Origin of the sequence: Pseudomonas moorei (assembly GCF_042846945.1) — a bacterium.
Taxonomy (GTDB): domain Bacteria; phylum Pseudomonadota; class Gammaproteobacteria; order Pseudomonadales; family Pseudomonadaceae; genus Aquipseudomonas; species Aquipseudomonas moorei.
Genome location: NZ_AP035776.1, coordinates 19,091 through 37,102, shown reverse-complemented (window position 1 = coordinate 37,102; position 18,012 = coordinate 19,091). Strand labels below are relative to the sequence as shown.

Annotated in this window: 16 protein-coding genes; 11 read left to right on the top strand and 5 right to left on the bottom strand. The window is 57.7% G+C overall.

Annotated elements, in window-relative coordinates; all coding sequences use genetic code 11:
* Positions 1-101 precede the first annotated feature (101 nt).
* The 4 genes from secA to ACGJAX_RS00170 all read left to right on the top strand — a co-directional run bounded on the left by secA (position 102) and on the right by ACGJAX_RS00170 (position 5,897).
* Positions 102-2,837: a preprotein translocase subunit SecA gene (gene secA, locus ACGJAX_RS00185; protein ID WP_090324794.1), complete on the top strand. Its 2,736-nt coding sequence runs from the start codon at positions 102-104 to the stop codon at positions 2,835-2,837.
* A gap of 121 nt (positions 2,838-2,958) precedes the next feature.
* On the top strand, positions 2,959-4,176 hold the full coding sequence (gene argJ / locus ACGJAX_RS00180) for a bifunctional glutamate N-acetyltransferase/amino-acid acetyltransferase ArgJ (RefSeq protein ID WP_090324793.1): 1,218 nt from the start codon (positions 2,959-2,961) through the stop codon (positions 4,174-4,176).
* 147 nt (positions 4,177-4,323) lie between these two features.
* Complete coding sequence (locus ACGJAX_RS00175) at positions 4,324-4,956, top strand: glutathione S-transferase N-terminal domain-containing protein (RefSeq protein WP_390957145.1); 633 nt, start codon at positions 4,324-4,326, stop codon at positions 4,954-4,956.
* Positions 4,953-5,897, top strand: a complete 945-nt coding sequence (locus ACGJAX_RS00170) for a Nudix family hydrolase (protein ID WP_248916039.1) — start codon at positions 4,953-4,955, stop codon at positions 5,895-5,897. The genes ACGJAX_RS00175 and ACGJAX_RS00170 overlap by 4 nt, the downstream gene beginning before the upstream one ends.
* A gap of 64 nt (positions 5,898-5,961) precedes the next feature.
* On the opposite strand, the gene ACGJAX_RS00165 is transcribed toward ACGJAX_RS00170, so the two are convergent.
* Genes ACGJAX_RS00165 through ACGJAX_RS00155 form a run of 3 tightly spaced genes read right to left on the bottom strand, consistent with a single transcriptional unit; the run spans position 5,962 to position 9,545 of the window.
* Complete coding sequence (locus ACGJAX_RS00165) at positions 5,962-6,543, bottom strand: cob(I)yrinic acid a,c-diamide adenosyltransferase (RefSeq protein WP_390957144.1); 582 nt, start codon at positions 6,541-6,543, stop codon at positions 5,962-5,964.
* 2 nt (positions 6,544-6,545) lie between these two features.
* A complete protein-coding gene (locus ACGJAX_RS00160; RefSeq protein ID WP_248916037.1) occupies positions 6,546-8,582 on the bottom strand; it encodes a HAMP domain-containing sensor histidine kinase in 2,037 nt (678 codons plus the stop codon).
* A 45-nt stretch (positions 8,583-8,627) separates the two neighbouring features.
* Positions 8,628-9,545 carry a putative 2-dehydropantoate 2-reductase gene (locus ACGJAX_RS00155; protein WP_090324788.1) on the bottom strand — a complete coding sequence of 306 codons (918 nt, stop codon included), beginning with the start codon at positions 9,543-9,545 and terminating at the stop codon, positions 8,628-8,630.
* 134 nt (positions 9,546-9,679) lie between these two features.
* Here ACGJAX_RS00155 and ACGJAX_RS00150 point away from each other — a divergent pair, with 134 nt between their 5' ends.
* Together ACGJAX_RS00150 and ACGJAX_RS00145 are read left to right on the top strand one after the other, a co-directional pair.
* Entirely contained in the window at positions 9,680-10,165 is a 486-nt protein-coding gene (locus tag ACGJAX_RS00150) for a YajQ family cyclic di-GMP-binding protein (RefSeq protein ID WP_047532521.1), read from the top strand.
* Positions 10,166-10,302: 137 nt separating this feature from the next.
* Complete coding sequence (locus ACGJAX_RS00145) at positions 10,303-11,145, top strand: mechanosensitive ion channel domain-containing protein (RefSeq protein ID WP_390957143.1); 843 nt, start codon at positions 10,303-10,305, stop codon at positions 11,143-11,145.
* 229 nt (positions 11,146-11,374) lie between these two features.
* Here ACGJAX_RS00145 and ACGJAX_RS00140 read toward each other — a convergent pair whose 3' ends face one another.
* Complete coding sequence (locus tag ACGJAX_RS00140; protein WP_390957142.1) at positions 11,375-12,700, bottom strand: OprD family outer membrane porin; 1,326 nt, start codon at positions 12,698-12,700, stop codon at positions 11,375-11,377.
* Between the two features lie 907 nt (positions 12,701-13,607).
* Here ACGJAX_RS00140 and ACGJAX_RS00135 point away from each other — a divergent pair.
* Together ACGJAX_RS00135 and ACGJAX_RS00130 are read left to right on the top strand one after the other, a co-directional pair.
* Positions 13,608-14,033: an HIT domain-containing protein gene (locus ACGJAX_RS00135; protein ID WP_390957141.1), complete on the top strand. Its 426-nt coding sequence runs from the start codon at positions 13,608-13,610 to the stop codon at positions 14,031-14,033.
* A gap of 3 nt (positions 14,034-14,036) precedes the next feature.
* Positions 14,037-14,243, top strand: coding sequence for a SlyX family protein (locus tag ACGJAX_RS00130; RefSeq protein WP_090324784.1), 207 nt, complete (start codon positions 14,037-14,039; stop codon positions 14,241-14,243).
* Between the two features lie 62 nt (positions 14,244-14,305).
* Here the strand turns inward: ACGJAX_RS00130 and ACGJAX_RS00125 are convergent, their stop codons facing one another.
* A complete protein-coding gene (locus ACGJAX_RS00125; RefSeq protein ID WP_090324782.1) occupies positions 14,306-14,908 on the bottom strand; it encodes a cold-shock protein in 603 nt (200 codons plus the stop codon).
* 455 nt (positions 14,909-15,363) lie between these two features.
* Here ACGJAX_RS00125 and ACGJAX_RS00120 point away from each other — a divergent pair, with 455 nt between their 5' ends.
* The 3 genes from ACGJAX_RS00120 to aspS all read left to right on the top strand — a co-directional run bounded on the left by ACGJAX_RS00120 (position 15,364) and on the right by aspS (position 17,947).
* Positions 15,364-15,714, top strand: a complete 351-nt coding sequence (locus ACGJAX_RS00120; RefSeq protein ID WP_390957140.1) for a ribbon-helix-helix domain-containing protein — start codon at positions 15,364-15,366, stop codon at positions 15,712-15,714.
* A 124-nt stretch (positions 15,715-15,838) separates the two neighbouring features.
* Positions 15,839-16,060, top strand: a complete 222-nt coding sequence (locus ACGJAX_RS00115; protein ID WP_007977333.1) for an FmdB family zinc ribbon protein — start codon at positions 15,839-15,841, stop codon at positions 16,058-16,060.
* Positions 16,061-16,171: 111 nt separating this feature from the next.
* Positions 16,172-17,947, top strand: a complete 1,776-nt coding sequence (gene aspS / locus ACGJAX_RS00110; RefSeq protein WP_390957139.1) for an aspartate--tRNA ligase — start codon at positions 16,172-16,174, stop codon at positions 17,945-17,947.
* The last annotated feature ends 65 nt before the right edge of the window (positions 17,948-18,012 follow it).

Below are 18,012 nucleotides of genomic sequence, written 5' to 3'. Positions count from 1 at the left end.
TCGTTTCCGGGTAGAATGCTCGTTCGCATGCGGCCATGAGGGCTGCACGGGCGACTCACGGGGCCGCCCTCCATCCCTTTAGTGTGGAAGATCCTGCCGATATGTTTGCGCCTTTGTTAAAGAAACTTTTTGGAAGCAAGAACGAGCGTGAAGTCAAACGCATGCTCAAGACGGTGCAACTCGTCAATGCCTTCGAAGAGCAAATGGTGGCCCTTTCGGACGATCAATTGCGTGCCAAGACAGATGAGTTCAAGGCCCGCATCGCCAAAGGGGAAACCCTCGACAAGCTGCTGCCAGAAGCCTTTGCGGTCGCCCGCGAAGCCGGTAAGCGCGTCATGGGTATGCGCCACTTCGATGTCCAGCTGATCGGTGGCATGACCTTGCATGAAGGCAAGATCGCCGAAATGCGTACCGGTGAGGGCAAGACCCTGGTGGCAACACTGGGCGTTTATCTCAACGCATTGTCCGGCAAGGGCGTGCACGTTGTGACGGTGAACGACTACCTGGCTCGCCGTGACGCCAACTGGATGCGCCCGCTTTATGAGTTCCTCGGCCTGACGGTCGGCGTGGTCACGCCGTTCCAGCCGCCGGAAGAGAAGCGCGCCGCTTACGCCGCCGACATCACCTACGGTACCAACAACGAATTCGGTTTCGACTACCTGCGCGACAACATGGCGTTCAGCATGGAAGAAAAATTCCAGCGCGAACTCAATTTTGCCGTGATCGACGAAGTCGACTCCATCCTCATCGACGAAGCCCGTACTCCGCTGATCATTTCCGGTCAGGCCGAGGACAGCTCCAAGCTGTACATCGAGATCAACAAGCTGATCCCGCAGCTGGAGTTGCATATCGAAGAGGTCGAAGGCGAAGTCACCAAGGCCGGTCACTACACCATCGACGAGAAGACCCGCCAGGTCGAACTCAACGAAGCCGGTCACCAGTACGTCGAAGAGACGCTCACCCGCATCGGTCTGCTGGCCGAAGGCGAGAGCCTGTACTCGGCACACAACCTGAGCCTGCTGACTCACGTGTATGCCGGTCTGCGTGCGCACAAGCTGTTCCATCGCAACATCGAATACATCGTGCAGGACGGTCAGGTTGTCCTGGTCGACGAACACACCGGTCGTACCATGCCGGGCCGTCGTTTGTCCGAGGGCCTGCACCAGGCCATCGAAGCCAAGGAAAACCTCAACATCCAGGCCGAAAGCCAGACCCTGGCATCGACCACGTTCCAGAACTACTTCCGTCTGTACAGCAAACTGTCCGGCATGACCGGTACGGCTGACACCGAAGCGTTCGAGTTCCATCAGATCTATGGCCTGCAGGTCATGGTCATTCCACCGAACAAGCCGTTGGCCCGTAAGGACTACAACGACCTGGTGTTCCTGACCGCCGACGAGAAATACGCGGCAATCGTCGCCGACATCAAGGAAAGCATGGCGGCCGGTCGTCCGGTGCTGGTGGGTACTGCGACCATCGAAACGTCCGAGCACATGTCCAGCCTGCTTGTGAAGGAAGGCATCGAACACAAGGTTCTGAACGCCAAGTTCCACGAAAAAGAAGCCGAGATCATCGCCCAGGCCGGTCGTCCAGGCGCGCTGACCATCGCCACCAACATGGCCGGTCGTGGTACCGACATCCTGTTGGGCGGCAACTGGGAAGTGGAAGTGGCTTCGCTGGAAGACCCGACCCCTGAGCAGATCGCCCAGATCAAGGCCGACTGGCAGAAACGTCACCAGCAAGTGCTCGAGTCGGGCGGTTTGCAGGTGATCGCGTCCGAGCGTCACGAATCGCGCCGTATCGACAACCAGTTGCGTGGTCGTGCCGGTCGTCAGGGTGACGCCGGTTCCAGCCGTTTCTACCTGTCGCTGGAAGACAGCCTGATGCGCATCTTCGCCTCCGATCGGGTGAAGAACTTCATGAAAGCCCTGGGCATGCAGCCCGGTGAAGCGATCGAGCACCGCATGGTGACCAACGCCATCGAAAAGGCTCAGCGCAAGGTTGAAGGTCGCAACTTCGATATTCGTAAACAACTGCTCGAGTTCGACGACGTCAACAACGAACAGCGTAAAGTGATCTATCACATGCGTAACACGTTGCTGGCCGCGGACAACATCGGTGAAACCATCGCCGACTTCCGTCAGGACGTGCTCAACGCCACCGTCAGCGCACACATTCCACCGCAATCGCTGCCGGAACAGTGGGACGTGGCCGGGCTGGAAGCGGCGTTGCAGAGCGACTTTGGCGTCGCGCTGCCGATCCAGCAATGGCTCGACGAAGACGATCACCTGTACGAGGAGACCCTGCGCGAGAAGCTGATGCAGGAACTCGTGGCGGCGTACAACGAGAAAGAAGACCAGGCGGGCGCCGAGGCGCTGCGTACTTTCGAGAAGCAAATCGTTCTGCGCGTTCTGGACGACCTGTGGAAAGACCACCTGTCGACCATGGATCACCTGCGTCACGGCATTCACTTGCGTGGCTACGCCCAGAAGAACCCGAAGCAGGAGTACAAGCGCGAGTCGTTCACGCTGTTCTCCGAGCTGCTGGATTCGATCAAGCGCGACTCGATCCGTGTGCTGTCTCACGTTCAGGTTCGTCGCGAAGATCCGGCCGAAGAAGAAGCCCGTTTGCGTCAGGAGGCCGAAGCACTGGCGGCGCGCATGCAGTTCCTGCATGAAGAAGCCCCAGGTCTGGAGCAGCCGGAAGCGTTGGGTGAAGAGGTCGATGTGGCCCTGGCCACCGCACCGGTACGCAATGAGCAGAAGCTGGGCCGTAACGAGCTGTGCTACTGCGGTTCGGGCAAGAAATTCAAGCATTGCCACGGGCAGATCCAGTAAACCTCGTTTCATACGCTGAAATACCCGCGCCGCGACCGGCTCATGCCGTCGCGGCGTTTTGCCATTTAAACCACCGCTCTTCCTGAAGCGGTGCAGACATCATCTATTAAGGAGCGCATTCATGGCTGTTGGTCTTGGTCCTTTGCCAACGTTGCACCCGGTTGCCGGTTTTGAACTCGGTATCGCCTCTGCCGGTATCAAGCGCCCGGGGCGCAAGGATGTTGTGGTCATGCGCTGTGCCGAAGGCTCGACAGTCGCCGGCGTGTTCACCCTCAACGCCTTTTGCGCGGCACCGGTGATCCTGGCCAAGCAGCGTGTGCAAGGCCCGGTGCGTTACCTGTTGACCAACACCGGCAATGCCAACGCCGGTACCGGCGAGCCAGGCCTGGCCGCCGCCGAGCGTACGTGCGCCAAACTGGCTGAGCTGGCGGGTGTGGATGCCAGCCTGGTGCTGCCGTACTCCACCGGTGTGATCGGCGAGCCACTGCCGGTCGAGAAAATCGAAGGCGCGCTGCAAGCCGCGCTTGATGACCTGTCGATCAACAACTGGGAAGCTGCCGCCACCGGCATCATGACCACCGATACCCTGCCCAAGGGTGCCAGCCGTCAGTTCCAGCATGACGGCGTGACCATCACCGTCACCGGTATCAGCAAAGGCGCGGGCATGATCCGCCCGAACATGGCAACCATGCTCGGCTACATCGCCACTGACGCAAAGGTCTCCCGCGATGTGTTGCAAAATCTGTTGCTGGACGGCGCCAACAAGTCGTTCAACCGCATCACCATCGATGGCGACACCTCGACCAACGACTGCTGCATGCTGATCGCCACCGGTCAGGCTGCGCTGCCGGAAATCACCCGCGCCGAAGGCGAGCTGTTCGCCAAGTTGAAACAGGCGGTGTTCGAAGTGTGCATGGACGTGGCCCAGGCCATCGTTCGCGACGGTGAAGGTGCGACCAAGTTCGTCACCGTAGAAGTCAACGGCGGCGGCAATCACCAGGAGTGCCTGGACGTCGGTTACACCGTGGCTCACTCGCCACTGATCAAGACCGCACTGTTTGCCTCCGACCCGAACTGGGGTCGTATCCTCGCCGCCGTAGGCCGCGCGGGTGTACCGAATCTGGATGTCAGCAAAATCGACGTGTTCCTCGGTGAAGTGTGCATCGCCAGCCGTGGCGCGCGTGCCGCGACTTACACCGAAGCCCAGGGTGCGGCGGTGATGCAACAGGAAGAAATCACCATCCGTATCGAGCTGGGACGCGGCGATTGCAGCGAAACCATCTGGACCACCGACCTGTCGCATGAGTACGTGAAGATCAACGCGGAATACCGTACTTAAGATCGCGTCGACACCATCGCGAGCAGGCTCGCTCCCACATTGGATTTGTGTACACCTGAACAATTGTGGGGGCTAGCCTACGAGCGATGGCGGTCTGCCAGTCACTCGCTAGACTGGCCTGCCCCCCTTCATCAAAAGGTCCCGAACATGAGCCTTCACCTGATCATCGGCGACAAACTGTATTCCTCCTGGTCCCTGCGCGGTGCCCTGGCTCTCGACCTGACCGGTGCTCCCTATACCGAGGAGCTGATCAAGCTCAACCAGCCGGACACCCGCGAGCGACTGCTCAAGCACTCGCCGACTGGCAAAGTTCCCCTGCTCAAAACCGAGCACGGCACCATCGCCGATTCGCTGGCGATTGCCGAGTACCTGGCAGAACGGTTCCCGGATGCCAATCTTTGGCCCAAGGACGTCTGCGCGCGAGCCCAGGCACGTTCGGCGTGTGCACAGATGCATGCCGGGTTCTTCGCCATGCGCGGCAATATGCCTTTCGATCTGAGTCGTGATGCACCGCTGTCGCCGGTTCCGGCCGACGTGCAGGCGGACATCGAGCGCATGTCCGCGTTGTGGGCCGAGTGCCGCGCCGTCGCGACGGAAAGCGGGCCGTACCTGTTTGGCCGGGCCACCCTGGCCGACGCGTTTTTTGCACCCATCGCTGTGCGCCTGCGTACCTATCAGGTGAAACTGTCCGCTGCTGACGAGGCCTATGTGCAAACCATCTACCAATGGCCGGCCTTCAAGGCCTGGCAGAAGGCCGGACTGGAGGAAATCAAGCGGTGAAACGAGTACACGTAGCTGCCGCCGTTATCCGTGATAACAGCGGCAAGATCCTCATCGCCCGCCGCGCCGACACTCAGCATCAGGGTGGGTTGTGGGAATTCCCTGGTGGCAAGGTCGAGGCCGACGAGTCCGTTACAACGGCTCTTGGTCGTGAGCTTCACGAAGAACTGGGTATTGTCGTCGACGTCGCGCGACCGTTGATCAAGGTTCAGCACGACTACCCGGACAAGCAAGTACTGCTGGATGTCTGGGAGGTCTCGGCGTTCACCGGCGAGCCTCATGGTGCCGAAGGCCAGCCTCTGGCCTGGGTGACGCCTCGTGAACTGTCGAATTACGAGTTTCCGCAGGCCAATCGGCCAATCGTTGCTGCTGCCCGTTTGCCCGACCAATACCTGATCACACCGGAGGATCTGGAAACCCCGGCCTTGCTGAGGGGAATCCAGAAAGCCATCGCTGGCGGCATCAAGCTGATCCAGTTGCGCGCACCGAACGGTTATGACCCCAAGTATCGTGATCTGGCTGTGGACGCGGTGGGACTGTGTGCCGGCAAGGCGCAATTGATGATCAAGGGCCCGTTCGAGTGGTTGGGGGATTTCCCTTCCGCCGGTTGGCACATCACGTCGGCGCAGTTGCGTAAATACGCGGCAGCCGGTCGACCTTTGCCGGCATCGCGCTGGTTGGCTGCGTCCTGTCATAACGCCGAAGAGCTGGCGCTGGCTGAAGAGATGGGCGTGGACTTCGTGACTTTGTCGCCGGTACAGCCGACCCTCACACATCCCGGCGCTCAGCCGCTGGGCTGGGAACAGGCCTCGACCTTGATCGAGGGCTTCAGCAAGCCGGTGTTTTTGCTGGGCGGCGTTGGGCCTGCGGAAGTTCAGAAGGCTTGGGCGGCGGGTGCCCAGGGTGTGGCGGGGATTCGGGCTTTTTGGCCTGAGGCCTGATTATGCAGTGATGCTGCCGGCGCCTTCGCGGGCTTGCCCGCGAAGGGGCCCTAATAGGCGACGACTAAACTTCAGGTTTCGCCGCGGGCTGCCAAAGAATCTCCGCAACCCCTTGGCGCCGGGCAATTACCCGCGCCACCACAAACAGCAAATCCGACAATCGGTTGATGTATGCAAGGCCCACTCCGGCCAAGGGTTCAATCGCGTTCAAATGCTGACAGCGGCGCTCGGCACTGCGAGCCAGGCTGCGGCAGACGTGCGCCTGGGCAATCAGCATCGAACCGCCCGGCAGGATGAAGTTCTCCAGCGGTCCCAGCTCCTCGTTCCACACATCGATCGCCGCTTCCAGGCGTTCGATTTCTGCGGCGTTCAATGCCTGATACTCCGGCATTGCCAGTTCGCCACCAAGGTCGAACAGTCGGTGCTGACAGGGGTCCAATACCTCGATCACCTCCTTCAATCCCGGATGCTCGACGCTCTGGGCGGCCAGCCCGGCGAGCAACACACCCACCTGACTGTTGAGCGAATCGACCTCGCCAATGGCCTCGATCCGTGGATGGTCCTTGGGCACGCGGCGGCCGTCGCCCAGACCGGTTTCGCCTTTGTCGCCGGTTCGGGTGTAAATCTTCGACAAGCGAAAGCCCATGGTTACCTCGATAGCTGATTGAGTTCTTGAGAGACGACCGGGGTGCCCGCCAATGGCAGGCGCAGCGTGAAGCAGGTGCCCTGGCCGAGGGTGGATTGCACTTCCATCTGTCCCTTATGGTTGTTGGTGATGATGAAGTACGAAACGGATAACCCGAGACCGGTGCCCTGGCCAATCTCCTTGGTGGTGAAGAACGGCTCGAACGTGCGTTTGCGCACGCTTTCGCTCATGCCGACGCCGTTGTCTTCGACCTGGATTTCGGCCCAGGGCGGATTGAGCTTGGTACGCAGGATTATCCGTCCCGGTTCGCTGTCGTCTTCGCGCTGGTGAATGGCTTGGGCGGCGTTTTTCAGCAGGTTGAGCAGTACCTGCTCCAGCTCGTTGGCAGTGCCGGGTACCGGGCCCAGTGCCGGGTCGAACTGGCGAATGATCGCCTGGCCCTTGAAGTCGAAACCGATGGCCAGGTCGAAGTCGTTGCCGGCGATTTCCACGGCTTGATCAATCAGGGCCGGTAGATCGCAAGGGGCCATTTGCCGAGTGCTTCGACGACTGAAACTGAGCATGTGGGTCACGATTTTTGCCGCTCGGGCGCCGGCCTGCTGGATGCCGTCGAGCAGCTGTGGTACTTCGCGCGCTTGCAGGTAGTTATTGACCGTCGACAGTTCGACGCCCACCTGTTCGGCCTGTTCGAGGTTTTTCGGCAAGTCGGGGGACAGGCGTCGACGAATGTTCTGCACGTTATGCAGGATCGCGCCCAGCGGGTTGTTGATCTCGTGGGCCATTCCGGCGGCAAGGCCACCGACGGAAAGCATTTTTTCCGACTGCACCATCATTTCTTCCAGGGACAGGCGCTGAGTGATGTCGTCGATCCGGATCACCACGCCGCGCCCGGCGCCGCCCATCAGCGGGTAGAAGGTCAGGGCGTAGTGCTTGGGTTCATCGTCCTTGACCCAGGTCACGCGCTCAATCTTCGCCACGGTGTGTTGTTCGACGGTCTGCTTGAGTTGTGGCAGAAACGGCTTGAGCGGTTCAAAGGCGAGAAAGATTGGCTGGTTCAAGGCTTCATCAAGGCGCGTGCCGGAGAGGGCGCTGGCTTCCTGATTCCACTGCGTTACATAGAGTTGTTCGTCGAGGGCGATCAGCGCCGAGGGCATGGAGTCGATGATGCTGTTGAGATAATTCTGAAACCCGGTGAGTTTCTTCTCGATCTTGCTGCGTACCTGGACTTCGAGTTCCAGTTTTCGGTTGGTGTGTCGGGTTTCTTCGGCCAGACCCTGAGCCTGGTCATAAGCGGCCTGAGAATCATCCCGCGCCCGCTTGAGTTGCTGCTCCCGGGCTTCGATGCGCGAAAGCATGGTGTTGAAAGCTTCGGCGAGACTGCCGATTTCGTCGTGATTACCTCGCGATGCGCGCAGGGAGTAATTCTCTTCCCGTGTCACTTGTCGGGAAAGTTCTTCGAGTTGATGGATCGGCTGGGTAATCAGGCGCTTGATCTGCCGGGCGATCACCAGCCACAGCAGCACGCTGAAGATAAGAATCCCGAGACTGGCGGTCAGGGTACCGGTATAAAACGCCATTGGCAGTTCGCTGCTTGCCACCAGCAGCAAATGGCCGGGCTCGGTCCCGGGTCGAGGCAGGGTGATCACTTGATTGCTGCGAAATTCAGTGGCTTGCCAGGCTTCGATGTGTCGGTAACGCTCGGGCAGGTTCAGGTGATCGCCATGTTGTAACTGCGCCAGACGTTCACCCTTGCCGTCATAGAGCGCGGCTGCCCGCAGCGGGGAATAGCTGTTGAGTTCATTGAGCAGGCGCTCGGCATTTTGTGGCGATTGCAAGGCATCGGCCACCAGGCTCGGGTTGGACACCAGTCGGCCGATGGTCTGCAGGGCCTGGGGCGCCATGCTTTCCTGGGAGATGTAATACGCGGCGCTGATAAAGGTCAGGTTGGCGACCAGCAGGACGGTGGTCAACAGCACCAACAGGGCGGCCAGCAGTTTCTGACCGACAGGTAGGTTTTCAAGGCGCTGGCGCAATGGCATCGGGTTTATCGCTGCAGAGGAACAAGTGGCCAGCGTAGCCGCTGCTCAGTCGCTGGGCAATCCAAGGCTGAGGAGGCGGGCGATCAGCCGCTGTTGCAATTGATTGAGGTGCGGCAGGTTCAACTGGTGTCTGTCAGAGGCTTTGCAGGCGTAACCGAGCAAATAACTGATTTCGGTTCGACGTCGGTTGCTCACGTCCTGATACATCGAGGAATAGTTGGCAGCGGTGGCGAGGATCACCCGCTCCACTTCCTGCTGCAGGTTCTCGGCCGCTGCCGGCTGGCCGCAGCGCTCAAGCAACTCGGTCAATTCGCCGCAGAGGGTGGCGACTTCGCAGTGATGCTCCAGCAGACCGCCATTGCGGCAATCGTGCAGCACCGTCAGCGGATTGATCGCGCAGTTGAGCGCCAGCTTGCGCCACAGCCTGGTCAGAATCTCGGTGCTCCACTCATGGGGAATGCCTGCGGCGCTCAAATCATCGAGCCAGATTGGTGCGACTGGATGGCCAGCATCGCCGAGCCAGGTAAAGCCGTGTCCGGCGAACACCACGCGCCAATCGCTGTCACGGAAGGCGCCTTCAGTGCTTGACGCGTAAATGCAGCGTGCCTGCGGTACTTGCGCTGCGACCGCGTCCTGACTGCCCAGGCCGTTCTGTAACAAAATCAGTTCGGCACCGGGGGACAGGCGCGGCGCCAGTTGCTCCACGGCTTTTTCAGCGTCGTAGGCTTTGCAGGCGACCAACAGGCGATTGATCGGCTCGATACCGTCGGGTGTTTCGGCCGGCACTGGATAGAGTTGTGCCTCGCCGTGTTCGACCAGGGTCAGTCCGCCTGCCATTTCGTAAGCCTGCAAGCGCGCGGTATCCCGCAGGATCAGTCGCACCGGCAATCCGGCCCGTGCCAGGCGAGTCGCCCACAACGTGCCAAGGCTTCCGGCCCCCAGGACATGCCAGGTGGTGGACATCAGCTTTTTGCTCTGTTTAAGGCGCGCATGGAAGGCTCACAGTGAATGATGGAAAAGACCCGTTATAATCAGCGCGGATTTTTACCGCAAGCCAGGTGTGCTTCATCGGCGCGCCCATTTATTGGAGAAATTACATGCCGTCGTTCGACGTGGTATCCGAACTGGACAAACACGAAGTCACCAACGCGGTCGAAAACGCCGTCAAGGAACTCGATCGTCGTTATGACCTGAAAGGCAAAGGCAGCTTCGAATTCAAGGAAAAGGACCTGACCGTCAACCTGACCGCCGAAGCGGATTTCCAGCTGGAAGCGATGATTGAGATCCTCAAGCTGTCGCTGGTCAAGCGCAAGATCGACGTGCAGTGCCTTGAAGTCAAGGATGCGTTTGCATCGGGCAAGTTGATGAAGCAGGAAGCCGTCCTCAAGGAAGGCATCGACAAAGAGCTGGCGAAGAAAATCGTCGCTCACGTCAAAGACGCCAAGCTCAAGGTCCAGGCCGCCATTCAGGGTGAGCAAGTGCGCATTACCGGCAAGAAGCGCGATGACCTGCAGGAAGCCATTGCAGTGCTGCGGGCCAAGGAATTCGGCATGCCGCTGCAGTTCAACAACTTCCGCGACTGACGTACAAAGCGGGAACCTCTCGGCGTTTTCGGCGTCCGAGGCCCAAGCAACGGTAGAAATGATCGACCTTGAGCGGGTCGGTGATTTCTGCCGTTTATTTTTCGTGTGCCGGATAGCCGGAATTCAGGAGAACGTAGATGGATTTGAATGCTGAAGTAGACAACCTGGTCAAGGTATCCCAGGCCTGGATCCCGATGATCATGGAGTACGGCAGTCGAGTGTTGCTGGCTGTGATCACCCTGGCCATTGGCTGGTGGCTGATCAACAAGGTCACGCAAAAACTCGGCGGCCTCCTGGCCCTGCGCAATGCCGATCTGGCCCTGCAAGGTTTTATCAGTAGCCTGGCGAACATCATTCTCAAAATTCTGCTGATCGTCAGCGTGGCATCAATGATCGGCGTCGAAACCACTTCGTTCGTGGCGGCGATCGGTGCGGCGGGCCTGGCGATCGGTCTGGCATTGCAGGGCAGCCTGGCGAACTTCGCGGGTGGCGTGCTGATTCTGTTGTTCCGGCCGTTCCGAATTGGTGACTGGATTGAAGCCCAAGGTGTCGCCGGTACTGTCGACAGCATCCAGATCTTCCACACCGTGTTGCGAACAGGTGACAACAAGACGATCATCGTGCCAAACGGTAATTTGTCGAACGGGATCATTACCAACACCAACCGGCAGCCGACGCGCAAAGTCGTGTTTGATGTCGGCGTTGATTACGAGGCGGACTTGCAAAAAGCCCGTCAGGTATTGCTGGACCTGGCTAAAGATCCGCGTGTTTTGGCTGATCCAGCGCCACAGGCAGTGATTTCGACGTTGGGTGACAGTTCGATCACGGTTTCCCTGCGAGTGTGGGTAAAAACAGCGGATTATTGGGATGTGATGTTCATGTTTAACGAGCAGTCCCGAGATCGTTTGAAAAATGCTGGCATCGATATTCCATTCCCGCAGCGGGTTGTTCGTGTGGTTCAGGAAGCGGCAGTGCAGTAATCCATACCAAGTTAGTTGGTTGTGTGGTCCGCTAGTGGCATTAAGCCCGAGAGACTAATTGTCTCTCGGGTTTTTTTGTGACTTTTGATCAGTTCATTGAAAAAAAGACTGATGTTATGAAATGAAGTTGTTTGCTGGTTTTTTACGAATATGGCAAGCATAAAAAAACCGCCCACCTGAGGAGGTGGGCGGTTTTATTTTTTAAAGTACTTGCGGTGTTACACCCTGATTAGAGGATGTTCAGCGGGTACTCTACGATCAGACGAGTGTCGTACAGGTCTGGCGAGTAGCCGCTGTACGCTGCGTTCGAACGGTAGTTGGCGTAACGAACACGGAACGACAGGTCTTTAGCAGGGCCTTCCTGGACTACGTACTTGGACTCGAGGTTCCATTCGTATTCCTTACCTTCACCCAGACCGTTGGTCGCGATGTTGTCACCTTTAACGTAACGGGTCATGAAGCTCAGACCAGGTACGCCGTAGGTAGCCATGTTCAGGTCGTAGCGAGCCTGCCAGGATTTCTCTTCGCGACCCACGAAGTCGGAGATCTGGATGGAGTTGGATACGAAGATGGTGCTGTTACCGTCAACGCCGTAGTAGTAAGCGTTGTCACCGCTGGATTGCTGGTAAGCAACGGTGAACTTGTGAGCGCCCAGGCTATAGGCACCGGCCAGGGACCACAGGTTGTTGTCCACACCCAGGGTGCCGTCACCGATAGCGTCAACCAGGTCGCCGCGGCTTTCGCCTTTGGTTTTGTAACCGTTAAGGTCGAAGTTCAGGGACTGGTTGTCAGCGATTGGCAGGGTCAAGTTCATGTTGATGTAGTACTTTTTGAAGTACTCATCTGCATCCGACGCAGCCAGGGCAGCGGTGAAGTTATCGGTGAACGCGTAGCTTGCACCGAAGATGTTGATGTTGGTCAGACCTTTGCCGCCATTGCCATCTTCATCTGGCAGACCGCCGATGCTGTCACGACCCATGCCGGTTTGTTTGCTCAGGGAAGTGAAGCGACCAGCGCTCAGTTCCAGGCCCTTGATTTCCTTGGAAGTGATCAGGGTACCGGTAGCAACTTCTGGCAGCAGACGGCTGTCATCGGTAGCGAACACTGGGCTGGCAACGAATTGCTGGCCGTATTTCACCACGGTGTCGGAGAGGCGGAGTTTAACAGCGCCACCGAGTTTGCCTTGGGATTTTTCCGGGTTGCCATCGCTATCGTTGGCGAACAGGCCGTTACCGCGGCGGCCCGAACCGCCGTCAAGTTTGACCGAGCCCATTGCCATGGCGTCGAGGCCGAAACCTACAGTACCTTGAGTGAAGCCCGACTCGTAGGTGAGCAGTTGGCTAACACCGGTGTCCTGACGGTAGCCGGAGGTACCCGAGGACGGGTTGCTAACACCGTTTTTGTAATCGCGGTTCATGTATTCCATACGGGTTTTCAGTTTCAGGCTTTCATCGCCGAAGAAACCCTTGGAATCGTCCTGGGAAGACGCTACTGCGAACTGCGAGGTGCCTGCTGCAACAGCCAGTGCGATCATGCTCCACTTCATCACGCGCATCGTGATTTGCTCCTTTGGTTTTTAGAAGAGTACTGCCGTCCCACCTGTTTTATTATCTGGGCGGCTCTTTCTTTTTGTGTCGGCGCAAACTTATATCACGCCGACAATATTGGCGATACTTGCGCATCTAACCTTTCAGCTTCTTTACGACCCTGTCGCGATCAGCTTGCTAGATGTCGCAAATTTACAGCCCCGATGCAACAGGACTGACAACTATAATGCTGTTTCTATGCTTTAGCATCGGTAAAAAGAGTCCCTGGTGAAACGTTTGAATCTCCATCGGGCTACCTGCCACTGTTTTTTTTGGTCTCAAGGTACCCACTTCCAGCGGTGCCCTTATAGACGATGTGGGTGTGAATGCAACAAGCGTGCACAAATCAGCTTTTTGCTGAAGTTTTTTTCTGTTTGCCTGCCTGGAGCTGTAAAAACCTCATAAAACCGGGGTCTCATGCTTCTGTTGTTTGAGCTTGACGTCACGGTTTGCATCGTGTTGTACCGTCATTTCCGGCGGCGTGACAACCAAAAACGTTACCGGTTCACCCCGTCGGTGGGTAATTGGCGGATGTCGAAGCAATCAGCGTAGACGCATTGTGCGATTTCGGTGCAAAAAAATTCATTCGCTGTACTGAATTCATACAGTGGTGTGTTTGCCACAGTCAGGACGAATCGTTGGTTGTTAGTCATTTCAGCGATTTTGGTTGAGGTATCGGATCAGTAATGGTGCGTATCGACAGGAAATGTCTCATCTCGGGGCGGGCATCCTGTGATTGGCAGCTCCTTGATGGGATCCGGCGTGGGTTCGTCGTGAAGCCGGCGGCGTTCGCGGGTATGCTGCCGTCCAGTCGCCTGGCGCGCGATCTTTCGGGATGGGCGCTAAGCTGAAAAATGATGACCGGGAGTGCGCACAGTGTTTGCTTTAGATCCACGACTTCAACAAGACACGTTACCGATTGGCGATTTCCCGTTGTGCCGATTGCTCTTGTCCAACGATTCGAACTATCCCTGGTTCATCCTGGTGCCTCGCCGTGACGATATCAGTGAGATATTTCAGTTGGATGCCGCCGATCAGCTGCTGCTTTGGCAGGAAACCACTGCGCTGGCAGAACTGCTCAAGGATGCCTTTAGTGCGGACAAGTTGAACGTTGCAGCCTTGGGTAACGTGGTCAGTCAGTTACACATGCATGTGATCGTGCGTAAACATGGGGATGTCGCCTGGCCGGCTCCGGTCTGGGGCAAGCAACCGGCCAAGCCTTACAATGCCGAGCAGGTCGCGGCGATTCGTGAAAGGTTGCGTCTGCTTTTAACCGACAATTTTACGTTTGTGGAGGGCTGAGTCATGAGCCTGGAAGAACGCGTTACCGACCTTGAGAGCCGACTGGCGTTTCAGGATGACACCATCCAGGCATTGAATGATGTGCTGGTAACGCAGCAGCGGGTGTTGGAGCGCCTTCAGTTGCAGATGGCCGCACTGCTCAAGCGTCAGGAAGAAATGGTCGGTCAGTTCGAGTCTTTCGAGGAAGAGGCGCCACCACCGCATTATTAAGTGTGCGGGCAATAAAAAACCGCGAACAGCCTGGCTGTCCGCGGTTTTTTTTGTGCCTTGAATCAGCGTCGCGGAAGTGCGGCGATGACATCTTCGGCTTGCAGACCTTTGTCACGGTTCATGACGGAAAATTCCACGCGCTGGCCCTCGACCAGGACGCGGTGACCTTCGCCGCGAATGGCCCGGAAGTGCACGAAAATATCGTCGCCGGAATCGCGGGAAATAAAGCCGAAGCCTTTGGAGGTGTTGAACCACTTGACGGTGCCGGTATCACGGTTGCTCATGTCATAGCTAGGCGACGCAGCGGCGGGTGAAGATTTGTAGAAGCTGACGGCCAGATGCAGGACAACGGCAATCAGGGCGGCTACCAGGCTAAACAAAACAGCAGGTTGACCGGCAATCACCGGCATCGGCGCAATCAGAGTGAGGGTTTGCAGGACGACAGCCAGAACCAGCAAGGCGCTGACCAGGTTTTGCAATTGATGGCGCGGGCCTTTGTTCCAGTTAGGGATAACAGGAGCGAGAGTCAGGTTTAGCAGGCCGAAAAAGGCCAGGTACAGAGCATCGGGTTGTTGCAGGTAAGGTGCGGCTTCAGATCGCAGGCTAGGGATGAAGGACAGCAGCAGAGCCGCTGCGCCCATTAGCAGGTGGACGATTTTCAACATTTTGATTAACTCACGTTAAGACGGATCACAAGGAAGAGCTGTTGGAATACGGTTCGCTTCAGAACAATAAGAGGCGTTAGGCACGTACCCGGTATCAGCCTATGCGCAGCACCCGGTAAATATAGGCGCAAACGACACGCTCCCTATTTAACAGCAAAGCCGGTAGCTACTCAAATCAGGGAGTCCAGCGGTGCAACGGCGGCGAAGCCCCGCAGGTGTGGTGCGCGCGCTGTCCTCCCTTTCACTAGGCAAAATGCCCTGATCGTTGAGTGATTCATGCACGGTGGGCGTAGGAAAAAGTCCGGAGTAGGACCCGCTCCGCGATCTGCCCTCCATTGTTGGCTTATCCTACGAGGATGGTCATAAAGTCATCTGGATATAACTTTGTCCTCGCGGTTTTATAAGCAGGTAGATGTGCTTATGGAGACCAGGGATGGCAAAGGAGTGTCAACGGTATGGTTTATGAAGACAGGCAAAGCGAGGAGAGGGTCGGTCCGCACAAGGATATAAGGATTGATCCGTTTGTCAGTGAATTCGATATGGGGCTGGCCCAGCCCTTGGCCCGGTCGGTGCGGCTGAATGGCTTTGCCACCTGTTTGCGACTGGAGCAGGTTTACTGGGATATTTTGGGTGAGATGGCCAAAGTCAATCATTGCTCGGTCAGTGCGCTGTTGTCCCATGTGGATCGAGAAGTGCATTTGCGTCATGGCGGAGTGAAGAATTTCAGCGCCCTGGTGCGGGTTGTCTGTGTTGTACACAGTCTCAAGGAAGGGAGTTGCGAGGTCGTGGCTTCGCAACCGCAGTGAAATTGGTGGAGTGTCGATCTGTGCAGTCTTACGGCTGCACAGGCTGCATTTAATGGATATAATCCCGCTCTTTGCCGCCAAACCCTGTGTGTGCGGTAGTAATCTGATCACCGAGACAACCCCCATGCCGATGTACGATTATCAATGTGCTTCCTGTGGTCATCAGTTGGAAGCCATTCAAAAGATCAGCGATGCACCGCTGGTCGATTGCCCTGCATGCCAGGCGCCAGAGCTCAAGAAGATGCTGTCCATGCCGGGCTTCCGCTTGAGTGGCACAGGCTGGTACGAAACCGATTTCAAGACCGGTTCCAAGAAGAATCTGGCCGGCGGCGATAAAGCCGACTAGGGTCTGGAACCTGAGTTGAACGACACGCGCGAGCCTTTGCATCATCTGCCGACTGGTATATGAGCAAAGCCTCCAACCGAATTTCGAATTACGAGAAGTGAAACCACTACCATGATGCGCAGCCATTATTGCGGCCAACTGAACGAGAGTCTGGACGGCCAGGAAATTACCCTTTGCGGATGGGTTCACCGTCGCCGTGACCACGGTGGGGTGATTTTCCTCGATATCCGTGATCGTGATGGTCTTGCCCAGGTGGTTTTCGACCCGGATCGTGCTGAAACCTTCGCCGCAGCCGACCGCGTGCGCAGCGAGTACGTCGTGAAGATCACCGGCAAGGTTCGCCTGCGTCCGGCGGGTGCTACCAACGCCAACATGGCGTCGGGCATGATCGAAGTTCTCGGCTACGAACTGGAAGTGCTGAACGAGTCGGAAACCCCGCCGTTCCCGCTGAACGAGTTCTCCGACGTTGGTGAAGAAACCCGCCTGCGCTATCGCTTCCTTGATCTGCGTCGTCCGGAAATGGCCGAGAAGCTGCGTCTGCGCTCGCGCATGACCACCAGCATTCGTCGCTACCTGGACGAAAACGGCTTCCTCGACGTCGAGACGCCGATCCTGACTCGCGCCACCCCTGAAGGTGCTCGCGACTACCTGGTGCCGAGCCGCACTCATGCTGGTTCGTTCTTCGCTCTGCCGCAATCGCCTCAGCTGTTCAAGCAACTGCTGATGGTGGCTGGTTTCGATCGTTACTACCAGATCGCCAAGTGCTTCCGCGACGAAGACCTGCGTGCCGACCGCCAGCCGGAATTTACCCAGATCGACATCGAGACCAGCTTCCTCGATGAAAAAGACATCATGGGCCTGACCGAAGGCATGATCCGCAACCTGTTCAAGGAAGTGCTGGATCTGGAGTTCGGCGAGTTCCCGCACATGACCTTCGAAGAGGCCATGCGCCGTTATGGTTCCGACAAACCGGACCTGCGGAACCCGCTGGAGCTGGTTGACGTTGCCGATCAACTCAAGGAAGTCGATTTCAAGGTGTTCAGCGGTCCGGCCAATGACCCGAAATGCCGCATTGCCGCCTTGCGCGTTCCTGGCGGCGCCAGCATGCCGCGCAAGCAGATCGATGATTACACCAAGTTTGTCGGCATCTACGGTGCCAAGGGTCTGGCGTATATCAAGGTCAACGAGCGCGCCAAAGGGGTCGAAGGCCTGCAGTCGCCAATCGTGAAGAATATCCCTGAAGCCAACCTCGATGTGATCCTTGATCGCGTCGGTGCGGTGGACGGCGACATCGTGTTCTTCGGCGCCGACAAGTCGAAGATCGTCAGCGAAGCCCTGGGTGCTCTGCGGATCAAGCTGGGTCACGATCTGGACCTGCTGACCTGCAAGTGGGCGCCAATGTGGGTCGTCGACTTCCCGATGTTCGAAGAAAACGACGACGGCAGCTTCAGTGCCTTGCACCATCCGTTCACCGCACCGAAGTGCACCCCGCAAGAGCTGGAAGCCAATCCGGGAGCCGCTCTGTCCCGAGCCTACGACATGGTTCTGAACGGAACGGAGCTGGGTGGTGGTTCGATCCGTATCCACCGCAAAGAAATGCAGCAGTCGGTATTCCGCCTGTTGGGTATCAACGAGGCTGAACAGGAAGAGAAATTCGGCTTCCTGCTCGATGCCCTGAAGTACGGTGCGCCGCCGCACGGTGGCCTGGCCTTCGGTCTGGACCGTCTGGTGATGCTGATGACCGGCGCCCAGTCGATCCGCGAAGTGATCGCTTTCCCGAAAACCCAGAGCGCGGCAGATGTCATGACTCAGGCACCAGGGCAGGTGGATGCCAAGGCATTGCGCGAACTGCACATTCGTTTGCGCGAAACGCCTAAGGCTGAGTAAGGCTGGCCTGAAGGGCGCATCTTCGGATGCGCCCTTTCTTTATAAGGGTCGAAATTTTTTGTTTG